The organism is Isoptericola dokdonensis DS-3 (assembly GCF_001636295.1).
Taxonomy (GTDB): domain Bacteria; phylum Actinomycetota; class Actinomycetes; order Actinomycetales; family Cellulomonadaceae; genus Isoptericola; species Isoptericola dokdonensis.
Window position 1 is genome coordinate 983,943 of the sequence record NZ_CP014209.1, and the last position, 13,407, is coordinate 997,349.

Genomic DNA, 13,407 nt, shown 5'->3' on the forward strand with positions numbered 1-13,407 from the left:
TCAGCGGGCGGCCCCGATCCGCAGCTCCAGGGAGTCGACACGGTCGGCGACGACCTTCGCGGCGGCGAGCCGGGCGTTGACCTGACCCAGCACGGTGTCCAGCCCGGCCCGGTCCAGACCGGGGTCGAGGGCGAGGACGACGGCGACCTCGGCCGTGCGGCCGGGTTCGGCGTGGGCGCGCACCACGTGCTGCACGGGCGCTGCGGCGTCGGCGATCGCCCGGGCGACGTCGGCGTCGACGGTCAGGCCGTCGGCCGTCGGCACGAGCGCGGGCCGCCAGGTCTGCCCCTGGGCGAGCGCCCACACGGCGGGCCGCGGGACCAGCACGGTCACGGGGCCGGCCGGGTCGAGCACGAGCAGCGCCCACTTCTCCGCGACGGCGGACAGCGCGGCGCGGGTCGCCTCGACGGGCACCGGCCGGGCATCGCGACGCCACGCCTGCATCGCGGCCACGGAGCTGAAGACCGGCAGGGCCCGGCGTCCGTCGGGCGCCTCGAGCGCCACGACGCCCGCGGACGCCTCCTTGTCGACCTCCAGGGCGGACCCGGCGTGCTCGACCGTCGCGGTCTGCTCGACCTCGGCGAGCACGGGCACGAGCACCCGCGTCGCGGCGAGCCGCGCGACGACGTCCCGCAGCGGCGTCGTCCCGGTACGGAACCCGTCGAGGAGCCGGACGAGCTCGGCGTCCGCCGAGCCGTCGTCGCCGGCGAACTGGCTGGTGGGCTGGATCGACCTCACGGCCGGCCCGCCACGTCGAGCGCCTCCGGCAGCGTGAACGCGCCCGCGTAGAGCGCCTTGCCCACGACGGCACCCTCGACGCCGTCGGCGACCAGGGTGCGCAGCACCTCCAGGTCGGCGAGCGACGAGATGCCGCCGGACGCGACGACCTTCGCGGGCGTGCGGGCGGCGACCTCGCGCAGGAGCTCGACGTTCGGGCCGCGCAGCGTGCCGTCCTTCGTCACGTCGGTGACGACGTAGCGGGCGCACCCGGCCTCGTCGAGGCGGGCCAGCACCTCCCAGAGATCGCCGCCCTCCTTCGTCCAGCCGCGGGCGGCGAGCGTCGTGCCGCGCACGTCCAGACCGACGGCGACGGCGTCGCCGTGCTCGGCGATGATCCGGGCGGTCCACTCCGGGTCCTCCAGCGCGGCGGTCCCGATGTTGACCCGGCGCGCGCCGGTGGCGAGCGCCCGCTCGAGCGAGGCGTCGTCCCGGATGCCCCCGGACAGCTCGACCTGGACGTCGAGGTCCGCCACGACGCGCGCGAGCAGCTCGGCGTTGGAGCCGCGGCCGAACGCGGCGTCGAGGTCCACGAGGTGGATCCACTCCGCACCGCCGGACTGCCAGTCCAGCGCCGCCGACAGGGGGTCGCCGTACGAGGTCTCCGAGCCGGCCTCGCCCTGGACGAGGCGCACGGCCTGCCCGTCGGCGACGTCGACGGCGGGCAGCAGCACGAGGCGTTCGGTCATCAGCGGGGTACTCCAGTCGGTGTCGGCGGGGGCGCTCACAGGGAGCGCACCCAGTTCTCGAGCAGGGTGGCGCCGGCGTCGCCGGACTTCTCGGGGTGGAACTGCGTGGCGGACAGCGGGCCGTCCTCGACGGCGGCCACGAACCGGACGGCGCCGCCGTCGGGCCCGTGCTCCGCCCACGTGACGCGCGGCGGCGTGTAGCGGGGGTCGGCGGCCTCGTCGTGGCCCTGGGCGAAGGTCTGCGCGCCGTAGGAGTGCACGAAGTAGAACCGCTCGTCCTCGACGCCGCGGAACAGGGTGGAGCCCGAGGCGGCGTCGACGCCCGACCAGCCCATGTGGGGGACGACCGGGGCGTCGAGGTGCTCGACGACGCCGCGCCACTCCCCCAGGCCCTCGGCGCGCACGCCGTGCTCGACGCCCGCGTCGAACATGACCTGCATGCCGACGCAGATGCCCAGCACCGGGCGGCCGCCGGCGAGGCGGCGGTCGACGACCTGGTCGCCGCGCACCGCACGCAGCCCCTCCATGCACGCGGCGAACGCGCCGACGCCGGGCACGACGAGCCCGTGCGCCTCGGCCGCGGCGTCCCGGTCGGCCGTCAGCTCGACGTCCGCGCCGACGCGCTCCAGCGCCCGCACGGCGGAGCGCACGTTGCCGAACCCGTAGTCGAGGACGACGACGCGGGGGCGACCGTCGACGCGCGGCAGCGGCACGGGCCGCGGGTTGAGGTCCGCGGCCGCGCCGCCCGACGGCAGCAGCTCGGGGACGTCGGTGCTCATCACTTCTTCTTCCGCGCGCGCCGCGAGACGGCGGAGAGCATCCGCACCGCCTTGAGCCGTCCGATGCCGGCCGACGGCACGACCCCGGGGAGGTCCGCGACGGTCAGGTGACCCGTGACGAGGTCCTCCAGCGCCTCGGGCGCGCCACCGAGCACGAGGCCCGGCGGGAGCTCGCCCTCGTCGACACCGTCCGCCCAGCGGTGGCAGCTGAGCTGCTCGCCCCGGCGGGTGACGAGGATGAGCGGGACACCCTTGACCACCTGGGAGATCTGCGCGGCGGCCCGCTGGGGCAGACCCTCCGAGCGGTCGCGCAGGACGGCGAGGGCGCCCACGGGCGTCGGGACGGCGTCCACGTCGATCTCCGCCAGCGCGCAGGCGGCCGCGAGCGCCTCGGCGTCCGCGACCTGCGTGATGAGGGCGGCGAGGTCCGGCTCGGCGGACCCGGTGAGTGCCGAGAGGTCGTCCGGGACCTGGAGGTCGGCGGGCGCCTCGGGCAGGTCCGGCTGGTCGTTCGCGGGGTCGGTCACCCTACAGCGCTCCCTTGGTGGACGGGATGCCCTCGACGCGGGGGTCGAGGGCGACGGCGGCTCGCAGCGCGCGGGCGAGAGCCTTGAACTGGGCCTCCACGACGTGGTGCGGGTCGCGGCCCGCGAGCACGCGCACGTGGAGGCAGATGTCGGCGTGGTGGGCGATCGACTCGAGCACGTGCCGGGTCAGCGAGCCCGTGAAGTGGCCGCCGATCAGGTGGTACTCCTGCCCTGCGGGCTCGCCGGTGTGGACGAGGTAGGGCCGGCCGGAGACGTCGACGACGGCCTGGGCGAGCGCCTCGTCGAGCGGCACGAGGGCGTCGCCGAACCGGGAGATGCCCTGCTTGTCGCCGAGCGCCTGCTTGAGGGCCTGACCGAGGACGATCGCGGTGTCCTCGACGGTGTGGTGGGCGTCGATGTGGGTGTCGCCGGTGGCCCGGACCGTGAGGTCGATGAGCGAGTGCTTGCCCAGGGCGGTGAGCATGTGGTCGTAGAACGGCACCGAGGTCGAGATGTCGGTGCGGCCGGTGCCGTCGAGGTCCAGCTCGACGACGACGGTGGACTCGCTCGTGGCGCGCTCGATGCGTGCGGTACGGCCTGCCATCACTGCTCCTTCTGGGCGGTCTCGGCGACGACGTCGGTCAACGCGTCCTGGAACGACCGGGTCTCGGCGGGTGTTCCGACCGAGACCCGCAACCAGCCGTCGGGGCCGGTCTCGCGGATGAGGACGCCACGGTCCAGCAGGCCCTGCCAGACGGCGTGCCGGTCGGCGAAGGTGCCGAACAGCACGAAGTTGGCGTCGGTGTCGGCGACCTGGAGCGGGCGTCCGCCGACCTGCTGGTCGCGCAGCCACGTCACCAGGTCGTCGCGCTCGGCGCGCAGGTCGGCGACCTGGCCGAGCAGCTCGTCGCGGTGCGCGAGCGCGGCGCGGGCGGCCGCCTGCGTGACGGCGGACAGGTGGTAGGGGAGGCGTACGACGCGCAGCGCGTCGACGAGCGCGGCGGACGCGGCGAGGTAGCCGAGCCGCAGCCCGGCGGCGGCGAACGCCTTGGACATGGTGCGGGTGACGGCCAGGTGGGGGTGCGCGTCGAGCAGCTCGAGCGCGGAGGGCACGCCCTCGCGCCGGAACTCGGCGTACGCCTCGTCGACGACGACCACGGCCGGGATCCGTGCCGCGGCCTCCAGGACGGCCTCGACGGTGCTCGGCGGCAGCGCCGTGCCGGTGGGGTTGTTGGGGCTGGCGAGCAGGATCACCGACGGCCGCTCGGCCTCGATGGTGGCGACGGCGTGCGCGGGGTCCAGGGTGAAGTCCTCGGCGCGGCGGCCGGTGACCCAGCGGGTGTGCGTGTCGCGCGCGTACTCCGGGTACATGGAGTAGGTCGGGGCGAAGGACAGCGCGGTGCGCCCCGGCCCGCCGAACGCCTGCAGCAGGTGCAGCATGACCTCGTTGGAGCCGTTGGCCGCCCACACCTGCGCCGGGTCGAGGCGGACCCCGGACTCGACGGCCAGGTAGTCGGCGAGGTCGGCGCGCAGGGCCGAGAAGTCACGGTCGGGGTAGCGGTTGAGCTCGCGCGCGGCGTCCGCGACGTACCGGGAGATCGTGGCGACGACGGCGTCGGAGGGGGCGTACGGGTTCTCGTTGACGTTGAGCCGCACGGGCACGTCGAGCTGCGGGGCGCCGTAGGGCACCTCGTCGGCGAGCTCGGGGCGCAGCGGCAGCGCCGGAGCGTCGGGGGTGATCACCCGCCCAGTCTACGAACCCCGTGGGCCGTCGTCGTCGGTCGTCCGCAGGCCGGGCACCGCGCGCGGGTGCGAACCGCGGGCGCAGGCCACGCCCGGCCACCTGCCGGGCCCCGCAGGGTGAGCAGCCTCACGGTCCGGCACGCCCGCGACGACGGGGTGAGGGAGCCGGCCCGACGGCACGGGGCTCAGGCGACGACGACGTCCCCGTCGACGACCTCGACGGGCACCTCGCCGAGCGGTTCGGGAGCGGGGCCGGACTGGACGGCCGCGTCGGTCAGGGCGAAGGTCGACCGGTGGCACGGGCACTCCAGGACGCCGTCGCCCGGGAGCACCGTGCACCCCTGGTGGGTGCACACCGCGCTGAACACGTGCACCTCCCCCTCGACGGGCTGGGTGACCAGCACCTCCACGCCGCCGACCTGGCCGGACACCGCGCCGCCGACGGGCACGTCGGCCAGCGCCACGACGACCTGGCCCGCCGCGCCCGACGCCTCGTCGACCGACGCCCCGGGATCGGTGCCCTCGGAGCACGCCACGAGGGCACCGCCCACCACGACCGCGCCGGTGGTCGCGGTGACCCCTCGCAGCAGGTCGCGGCGGGAGCAGCAGGAGGTGGTCAGGACGGTGGCGGCGGTGTCGGTCATGGGGGCTCCTCGGCGGGGCTGCGGACGACGGACGGCACGCTGCGGTGGCAGCATGTCCATCATGGATGCAGATGCCCCGAGGCGGCCAGCGACCGGCGCGGGCGCGCCGCGCCCGGCGCGGGTCTGGCGGGCGGTGTCGGCGGCGGGCGTGCTCGTCTCGGCGATCGTGCACCTCGTCCTGTGGTTCGACGGCTACCGCGACATCGCGCTGGTGGGCCCGCTGTTCCTGCTCAACGCGGTGGGCGGCCTCGTGCTGTCCGTGCTGCTGGTGACGTGGCCGCACTGGCTGCCGCTCGTCGGGGCGATCGGGTTCGGGGTCGCGACCCTCCTGGCGTTCGTCGGGTCCGCCGCCTTCGGGCTGCTCGGCATCTCCGCGACCTTCTTCGGGACGAACGAGCTGATCGCCGCGGTCGCCGAGGTCGCGGCCGTCGTGGGGGCGACGGTGGCGCTGCTCCGCGAGCAGGCGCGCTGACCTGTGGAGAGCGCCTGCGCCGTGTCCCCGGCAGCGCCTACGATCGCCCGGTGACCTCTTCCGACGACCCGTACGCGGACCTCGAGCCCACCTGGACCGACGCGGACGTCCCGCCGGACGACGACGTCCCCCCGCCGCCGCCGGAGGACGTGCCCGGCCCGGTCGTCGAGGACGCCCCGGTCGCACCGGCGCGTCCGGCGGCCGGCTCGCCGTCGGGTGCGCAGCAGGCGGCGCCCCGAGACGACCGCGCCGACGCGACGCGCCGGGCGAAGCTCGCGATGCTGCGCGGCCTCATGGACACCGCCGGCGGCGAGGGCGGGACCCTGCGCGAGCAGGCCACCGTCGCCCTGCGCGGCCTGGTCGGCCGCGACGACGTCGAGCTGCGCGACGACCAGTGGCGGGCGATCGAGGCGCTGGTCGCGTTCCACCGCCGTGCGCTCGTCGTGCAGCGCACCGGCTGGGGCAAGTCGGCGGTGTACTTCGTCGCGACCAGCCTGCTGCGGGCCCGCGGTGCGGGTCCGACGGTCATCGTCTCGCCGCTGCTGGCGCTCATGCGCGACCAGATCGCCGCCGCCTCGCGCGCCGGGATCCGCGCCGTCACGATCAACTCCGCCAACGTCACCGAGTGGGACGCGATCCACGCCCGGATCGCGGCGGGCGAGGTGGACGTGCTGCTCTGCTCCCCCGAGCGGCTGAACAACCCGGCGTTCCGCGACGAGGTGCTGCCGCGGCTCGCCGCCGACGCGGGACTCGTCGTCGTCGACGAGGCGCACTGCATCTCCGACTGGGGCCACGACTTCCGCCCCGACTACCGGCGCATCCGCACCCTCCTGGCCGACCTGCCGCCCGGCATCCCGGTGCTGGCCACCACGGCCACCGCGAACGAGCGCGTCACCCGGGACGTCGCCGAGCAGCTCGCGGTGCCCGGCGAGGGTGTGGGGGGCGAGGCCGTCGCCCTGGCCACGAACGACGACGTGCTCGTGCTCCGCGGCGCCCTCGACCGGGAGTCGCTGCACCTGGCCGTCCTCGAGCTGCGCGACCAGCCGACCCGCGTGGCGTGGCTCGTGGAGGCGCTGCAGGAGATCGACGGGTCCGGCATCGTCTACTGCCTCACCGTGTCGGCCGCGGAGGAGGTCGCCGCGCAGCTGCGGACCGCCGGCCTCGCCGTCGCCTCGTACACCGGCCGCACCGACCCGACGCAGCGCGAGCAGCTGGAGGAGGACCTCAAGGAGAACCGCGTCAAGGCGCTGGTCGCGACGTCGGCCCTCGGGATGGGGTTCGACAAGCCGGACCTGGCGTTCGTCGTGCACCTCGGCGCGCCGTCGTCGCCCATCGCCTACTACCAGCAGGTGGGTCGCGCCGGTCGCGGCGTGGACGACGCCGTCGTGGTGCTGCTGCCCGGGCACGAGGACACCGCGATCTGGGAGTGGTTCGGGTCGCAGGCGTTCCCCGCCGAGGACCAGGTGCGCGCCACCCTCGCAGCGCTGACGCAGACCGGCGAGACCATGTCGACCGCCACGCTGGAGACGTACGTCGACCTCAAGCGGTCCCGGTTGGAGACGATGCTCAAGGTGCTGGACGTCGACGGTGCCGTGCGCCGCGTCCAGGGCGGGTGGGTCGCCACGGGCGAGCCGTGGGTCTACGACGCCGCCCGCTACGGTCGCGTCGAGGAGACCCGGCACGCCGAGCAGCAGGCCATGCGCGACTACGTCGCGACCGACGGCTGCCGCATGCGGTTCCTGCGCGCCCAGCTCGACGACCCGGCGCTGCCGGACGGGTGGACGTGCGGGCGCTGCGACCGCTGCGGCGGCGTGACCCTCCCGCCGCCCCCGGACGCCGAGACCGTGGCCAGCGCCCGCGAGGAGATGGACCGCCCCGGTGTCGAGGTGGAGCCCCGCAAGATGTGGCCCTCCGGTCTCGCGACGCTCGGCCTCGACCTCAAGGGCAAGATCCCCGACGGCGAGCGGGCCGAGGTCGGCCGGGCCGTCGCGCGCTTCGACGGCCTCGGCTGGTCGGGGCCGGTGCGCGAGCTCTTCGCCCCGCGGACCCCGGACGGGGAGACGCCGGCCGCGCTGCGCACCGCCGCGGCCCGCGTGCTGGACGACTGGTCGGCGATCCGCGGCGAGGCCCCCGAGGACGGCGAGGCGCCGCTCCTCGTCGAGGGGGTCGTCGCCGTGCGGTCGGTGACCCGGCCCCAGCTCACCTACCACCTGGCGAACGGGCTGGCCTCCTACCTGGGCGTCCCGCTCATCGGGGCCGTCGGTCCGGTCCCCGGCTCCGAGGAGCCGGGCCGGCACGACGTCAACTCCGCCCAGCGGCTCGCCGGGGTCGCCCGGCGTCTGCGCCTCGAGCTCGGCGAGGGCGCGCTCGCCGGCCTGCCCGGCCGCCGGGTGCTCCTCGTCGACGACTGGACCGAGTCCGGCTGGACCCTGACGGTGGCCGCACGGCTGCTGCGCCAGGCCGGTGCGGCCGGCGTGCACCCGTTCGTGCTCGGCGTGCGCTGAGGCGGGAAGCTCAGCCGTCGAGGAGTCCCCGGACGTCCTCGGCGGCGAGCGCACCCGCGAAGGTCCCGGCGTCGTCGTCGACCACCGCGTCGAACAGCGCGGCCTTGCGCGCGGCGAGCGCCATGACCTTCTCCTCGATGGTGTCCGCCGCGACCAGACGGGTGACCACGACGTGGCGGGTCTGGCCGATGCGGTGGGTGCGGTCGACGGCCTGGGCCTCGGCCTGCGGGTTCCACCACGGGTCGAGCAGGTAGACGTAGTCGGCCTCGGTGAGGTTGAGCCCGAACCCGCCCGCCTTGAGGCTGATGAGGAACACCGGGGCGTCACCCGCCTTGAACCCGGCGATGACGTCGGCGCGGTTCCGCGTCGACCCGTCGAGGTAGGCGTACCCGAGCCCGGCGGCGTCGAGACGATCGGCGACGCGCCGCAGGAACGACGTGAACTGGCTGAACACCAGCACCCGGTGCCCCTCGGCCGCGATCTCGGGGAGCTGCTCGGTGAGCAGGTCGAGCTTCGCCGAGCCGGTCCGGGCGTAGGCGTCGTCGACGAGCGACGCGTCGAGCGCGAGGCGCCGCAGCGTCGTCAGGGACCGGAAGATCGCGACCCGGTTGGCCTCGAAGTCCTCCAGCAGCCCGAGCAGCCGCTGCCGCTCGCGCTGGAGGTGCGTGTCGTAGATCTTGCGGTGGTCCGCGGTGAGCGGGACCCGCAGCACCTGCTCGGTGCGCTCCGGCAGCTCCGGGGCGACCTGCTCCTTGGTGCGGCGGAGCATGAGGGGGCGGATGCGTCGCTTGAGCCGTCCGAGGGCACGGTTGCCCGCCGCGACGACGGCCGGGTCGTCGTCGGACGCCGCCGCGGCCACGGGGCGCACGGTCTCGAGCCGGAACCTCGCGAGCGACGGGTACAGGCCGGGCGCGACGACGGCGAGGATCGCCCAAAGCTCGGTGAGGTCGTTCTCCAGCGGCGTGCCGGTGACGGCGAGCTTGAACGGCGCGTCCGTGGCGCGGGCCACCCGGTTCGCGCGGGTGCGGGGGTTCTTCGCGAACTGCGCCTCGTCGAGCAGCAGGCCGGACCAGGCCAGCTGGGTGTACGCCGGGTCGAGACGGTGCACGGCGTAGGAGGTGACGACGACGTCGGCCCCGGCGGCGAGGTCGGCGAGCGAGGTCTTCCGCTTGGCGGAGGTGGTCCCCGCCGCGACGACCTTCAGCCCTGGCGTGAACCGGGCCGCCTCCAGCACCCAGTTCGCCACGACCGACGCCGGGGCGACCACGAGGAACGGCGGGGCGTCGGGCTGCTCGGCGCGGGCGTGCGCGAGGAACGTCAACGCCTCGAGCGTCTTGCCGAGGCCCATGTCGTCGGCGAGGATCCCGCCGAGGTCGTGCCGCCACAGGAACGTCAGCCACTCGAACGCCTGCCGCTGGTAGGGGCGCAGGTCGGCGTGCAGGCCGGCGGGCAGCGGCGTCGGGACCGCCTCCTCGGTGCCCGCGGCGAACGCCTGCAGGCCGGCCAGCGTGCGCCGCCAGCGGTCGTCGACGTCGACGGCGTCCGCGACGTCCTCGACGGCCCGCCACAGGTCGGCGTCGTAGCGGCTCATGCGCAGCTCGCCCGGGCGGTCGGCCAGGTCGGCGGAGTCGGCGATGAGGTCCCGCAGGCGGTTCAGCACCGGCTGGTCGAGGCGCAGCCAGGACCCGTCGACCAGCAGCAGCCGCTTCTTCCCCGTCGCCAGCGCGGTGAACAGCCGCGCGAAGGGGATGTCCTTGCCCGCGACGGTCACCGAGATCCCCAGGTCCAGCCAGTCGGACCCGCCGGACGGCGCACCGTCGACGACGACGCGCGGCTCGCCGTCGAGGTGCAGGTAGTCCGGGACGTCGCTCGTCTCCAGGCGGACGTCCGGGACGGCGGCGAGGGCGGGCAGCGCGTCGTGGGCGAGGTCGAGGGCGTCGAGCCCGCGCCACTGCTGCCGGTCGGTGTCGAAGTCGGCGAACCCCGGCACGGCGCGGACGGCCGCGACGGCCTTGTCGCGGATCTCCGTCTCGACGTCGCCGTCCCGGGTCAGGTCGTGGGCTCCCCCGCCGACCGGCACCACCCGTACCCCGTCGGCGCGGGGGTACTCCCACGCCCAGGTGAGCTCGGCCTCCTGCGGCGACGCGTACCGGGCGGTGGCGACCAGCACCGGGCGGGGCGGCGCGGGCAGGTCGACGCTGCCGTCCGTCACGACCCGCGCCAGGCGACGCAGGGCCGGCAGGTGCTCGGCGTACAGCTCGCCGACGTCGTCGGCGGGGACGTCGAGCGGACCGGCGGCGAGCAGCTCGGCGACGCCGTCGGCGGTCCGCCGGGCCGCCGGGCCGAGGTGCAGGACCGTCCGGCCGTCACCACCGTCGACGGCGTAGAACCCCGTGTCTCCCACGCACCCGAGCGGAGAGCCGGCCTCGGCGTCGAGCCCGTCGAAGCCGACCCGCGGGGTCAGACGCACGCCGGCGTCGTGGGCACCGACCTCCCAGCGGACGGCCGCGGCCCGGGCGAGCCGGACCTCGTCGCGCACGCCGTGGCCCACCAGCGGGACGCCCAGGTCGGCGGCCTCGGCGAGCAGCGGCCACACCGCCCGCCCGCCGCGCGCCAGGGGCCGCCACGCCTCCCGGGACGAGGTCTGCCCCCCGCCGAGCACGGCGCCGAGGTCCGCGAACCAGCGGCGCACCTCGGGCAGCGGCGTCGCCCGCGTGTCGGCGAACGCGTACAGGCCGCGGGCGAGGGCGTCCCACGACACCTCGGGCGCGACCTTCCATCCGTCGCGGGCCGGTGCGACCGGCCGCACGGACAGGCCCGGGGCGGTGTCGCCGAACGCGCCGTCGAGCCGGAACCGCAGCGCCACCGGCAGCACGCCGCCCTCGGCGGCGCCGCCCGGGACGCCGGCACGGGACAGGGCCGCCAGGTGACCGCGCCAGCCGTCCTCGCCGTCGTCGCCGTCCGGGCCGCTCACGCCGCGCGAGGCGACCTCCAGCAGGACGGCCCCGACGTGCTTGCAGTCGATCCCCACCGGGCACGTGCAGGCGGAGTCCTCGAAGGCGTACCGGCCGCCGTCGACGGTGAACCAGACGCGGCAGGTGTACGGCCGGTCCGTGCTGCCCTCGACGGTCCCCCGCAGCACGAGCTCGTCGGCGTCCCAGCGCCACGACCGCACCAGTCCGGCACGCTGGTAGCCCTGCGCCCGGCGGAACGTCGTCGCGCCGACGATGCCGCCGACCACCAGCGGGTCGAGGCGGGGCGGGGCGGGCATGGGGTCCATGCTCCCACGGACCACCGACGCGACGTCGGGTGCCCGACGATCGCTTGGCACACTATTCTGCGCGGAGCCACTCCTCGCGCAGGACGCCGTGGACGACCGCGTCGTGGCGCACGCCGTCGACGACGCGCGCCCGCCGGAACCTCGCCTCCTCGACGAACCCCAGCGCGCCGGCCACCGCCGTCATCGCGTGGTTCCCCGACCAGGTCGCCAGGTCGAGGCGCACCCAGTCCGTCCGGGCGAACAGCAGGTCCGTCCAGGCCGCCAGCGCGGCCCGCCCGATCCCCCGTCCGCGCACCGCCGGGTCGTACAGCACGATCCCCGCCCGGGCCCACTGCGTCGCCTCGGACTCCCAGTACCAGCTCACGGTGCCCAGCAGGAGGTCGGTCACCGGGTCGGCGACGACCGCCCGGTGCGGCGGCAGCCCCTGGCCGTCGTCCGCCGCCTGCGTGGCGACCCGTGCCGCGAACGCCTCCGCCTCGACGTCCGTGGGGCGCGGGAAGTAGGGCCCGTCCCAGCGGTGCCAGTCGTGGTGCGGCCGCAACCACTCACGCAGCACGGGCCCGTCCGCGGGCAGGCCGGTGCGCAGCACGCACCGACCCGCGTCGAGCGGGAGCCGCACGTCAGAAGCGGCCACGGACCGCCTCGCCGTGCGCGGGCAGGTCCTCGTCGTCCGCGACGGCGACGATGCGGTCGGCCAGCTCGGCGAGCGCGTCCCGGCTGTACTCGATCACCTGCACCGACCTGAGGAAGGCGTGCACCCCGAGGCCGCTCGCGAAACGAGCCGTGCCGCCGGTGGGCAGGACGTGGTTCGACCCGGCCATGTAGTCCCCCAACGACACCGGCGAGTACGGCCCGACGAAGATCGCCCCGGCCGACGTCACGCGTTCGGCGAGCGCCGCCGCGTCGGCCGTCTGGATCTCCAGGTGCTCGGCGCCGTAGGCGTCCACGACCGCGAGGCCCTGGTCGAGGTCGTCGACGAGCACGACCGCGGACTGCGACCCGCCGAGCGCCGTGGTGACGCGCGCCGCGTGCTTCGTGGCGGACGCCATGTCGACCAGGCGCGCCTCGACGGACCCGGCCAGCTCGACCGACGGGGTCACCAGCACGGACCCGGCCAGCGGGTCGTGCTCGGCCTGGCTGATGAGGTCGAGGGCCACGTGGTCGGCGTCCGCCGTGTCGTCGGCGAGCACCGCGATCTCCGTCGGCCCGGCCTCCGCGTCGATCCCGACGACGCCCCGCACGAGGCGCTTGGCCGCCGCGACGTAGACGTTGCCCGGGCCGGTGATGACGTCGACCGGCTCGCACAGCACGTCGCCGTCGGCCGGCTCGCTGCCCGCCGCGCCGTACGCGAACATCGCGACCGCCTGGGCGCCACCGACCGCGTAGACCTCGTCGACACCGAGCAGGGCGCAGGCCGCGAGGATCGTCGGGTGCGGCAGCCCGGCCGAGTCCCGCTGCGGCGGGGACGCGACGGCGAGCGCCGGCACGCCGGCCTCCTGGGCCGCGACGACGTTCATGATCACCGACGACGGGTACACGGCCAGGCCGCCCGGCGCGTAGAGGCCGACCCGCTGCACGGGGATCCACCGCTGGCGGACCTCCGCGCCGTCCGCGAGCACGGTCGTGTGCTCCGTGGGCCGCTGCGCGGCGTGCACCGTCCGCACGCGCGCGATCGCCTCCTCCAGACCCGCCCGGACCGTCGGGTCGAGGGTCGCCAGCGCGTCGGTGAGCGCGGCCGCCGGGACCCGCACGTGCTCCGGGCGCACGCCGTCGAACCGCTCGGCCAGGTCGCGCAGGGCGGCGGCGCCGCGGGCACGGACGTCGGCGAGGATCGGGGCGACGACGCCCGTCGCCTCCTCGACGCCCAGCTCCGGACGCGGCAGCACCCCGAGCAGGTCGGCACGGGACAGGGACTGACCCCGAAGGTCGATGCGCTGGATCACCCGTCCAGTCTAGGTCGGCGGTCGCGCCCCGGGTCCGGCGTCCCGGACA

The 13,407-nt window shown here is 75.9% G+C and carries 12 protein-coding genes; 2 read left to right on the forward strand and 10 right to left on the reverse strand.

What is annotated here, in order from left to right; all coding sequences use genetic code 11:
- From I598_RS04705 to I598_RS04735, 7 genes are all read right to left on the reverse strand, one after another.
- Nucleotides 1–738 (reverse strand): SseB family protein, encoded by a 738-nt coding sequence (locus I598_RS04705; protein WP_068201726.1) that lies wholly within the window; start codon nt 736–738, stop codon nt 1–3.
- Nucleotides 735–1,466: a bifunctional 1-(5-phosphoribosyl)-5-((5-phosphoribosylamino)methylideneamino)imidazole-4-carboxamide isomerase/phosphoribosylanthranilate isomerase PriA gene (gene priA / locus I598_RS04710; protein WP_068201727.1), complete on the reverse strand. Its 732-nt coding sequence runs from the start codon at nt 1,464–1,466 to the stop codon at nt 735–737. Before priA ends, I598_RS04705 begins: the two co-directional genes overlap by 4 nt.
- Before the next feature lie 35 nt (nt 1,467–1,501).
- On the reverse strand, nt 1,502–2,245 hold the full coding sequence (hisH, locus tag I598_RS04715) for an imidazole glycerol phosphate synthase subunit HisH (protein ID WP_083972883.1): 744 nt from the start codon (nt 2,243–2,245) through the stop codon (nt 1,502–1,504).
- Nucleotides 2,245–2,772 (reverse strand): hypothetical protein, encoded by a 528-nt coding sequence (locus I598_RS04720; protein ID WP_068201729.1) that lies wholly within the window; start codon nt 2,770–2,772, stop codon nt 2,245–2,247. Before I598_RS04720 ends, hisH begins: the two co-directional genes overlap by 1 nt.
- A 1-nt stretch (nt 2,773) precedes the next feature.
- Nucleotides 2,774–3,376 carry an imidazoleglycerol-phosphate dehydratase HisB gene (gene hisB, locus I598_RS04725; RefSeq protein WP_068201731.1) on the reverse strand — a complete coding sequence of 201 codons (603 nt, stop codon included), beginning with the start codon at nt 3,374–3,376 and terminating at the stop codon, nt 2,774–2,776.
- Nucleotides 3,376–4,512 carry a histidinol-phosphate transaminase gene (locus I598_RS04730; protein WP_068204936.1) on the reverse strand — a complete coding sequence of 379 codons (1,137 nt, stop codon included), beginning with the start codon at nt 4,510–4,512 and terminating at the stop codon, nt 3,376–3,378. Before I598_RS04730 ends, hisB begins: the two co-directional genes overlap by 1 nt.
- Nucleotides 4,513–4,700: 188 nt before the next feature.
- Nucleotides 4,701–5,159, reverse strand: a complete 459-nt coding sequence (locus I598_RS04735; RefSeq protein WP_068201733.1) for a Rieske (2Fe-2S) protein — start codon at nt 5,157–5,159, stop codon at nt 4,701–4,703.
- A gap of 61 nt (nt 5,160–5,220) precedes the next feature.
- Between I598_RS04735 and I598_RS04740 the strand changes: the two genes are divergently transcribed.
- Both I598_RS04740 and I598_RS04745 read left to right on the forward strand, forming a co-directional pair.
- Nucleotides 5,221–5,631: a hypothetical protein gene (locus tag I598_RS04740; RefSeq protein ID WP_068204937.1), complete on the forward strand. Its 411-nt coding sequence runs from the start codon at nt 5,221–5,223 to the stop codon at nt 5,629–5,631.
- A 278-nt stretch (nt 5,632–5,909) separates the two neighbouring features.
- Nucleotides 5,910–8,135 carry a RecQ family ATP-dependent DNA helicase gene (locus I598_RS04745; protein ID WP_068204939.1) on the forward strand — a complete coding sequence of 742 codons (2,226 nt, stop codon included), beginning with the start codon at nt 5,910–5,912 and terminating at the stop codon, nt 8,133–8,135.
- 10 nt (nt 8,136–8,145) lie between these two features.
- On the opposite strand, the gene I598_RS04750 is transcribed toward I598_RS04745, so the two are convergent.
- The 3 genes from I598_RS04750 to hisD form a co-directional block, all read right to left on the reverse strand.
- Entirely contained in the window at nt 8,146–11,406 is a 3,261-nt protein-coding gene (locus tag I598_RS04750; RefSeq protein WP_198155754.1) for a DEAD/DEAH box helicase, read from the reverse strand.
- A gap of 61 nt (nt 11,407–11,467) precedes the next feature.
- Nucleotides 11,468–12,049: a GNAT family N-acetyltransferase gene (locus I598_RS04755; RefSeq protein ID WP_232314264.1), complete on the reverse strand. Its 582-nt coding sequence runs from the start codon at nt 12,047–12,049 to the stop codon at nt 11,468–11,470.
- Nucleotides 12,036–13,358, reverse strand: coding sequence for a histidinol dehydrogenase (gene hisD, locus I598_RS04760; RefSeq protein WP_068201737.1), 1,323 nt, complete (start codon nt 13,356–13,358; stop codon nt 12,036–12,038). The genes I598_RS04755 and hisD overlap by 14 nt, the downstream gene beginning before the upstream one ends.
- Between the last annotated feature and the right edge of the window lie 49 nt (nt 13,359–13,407).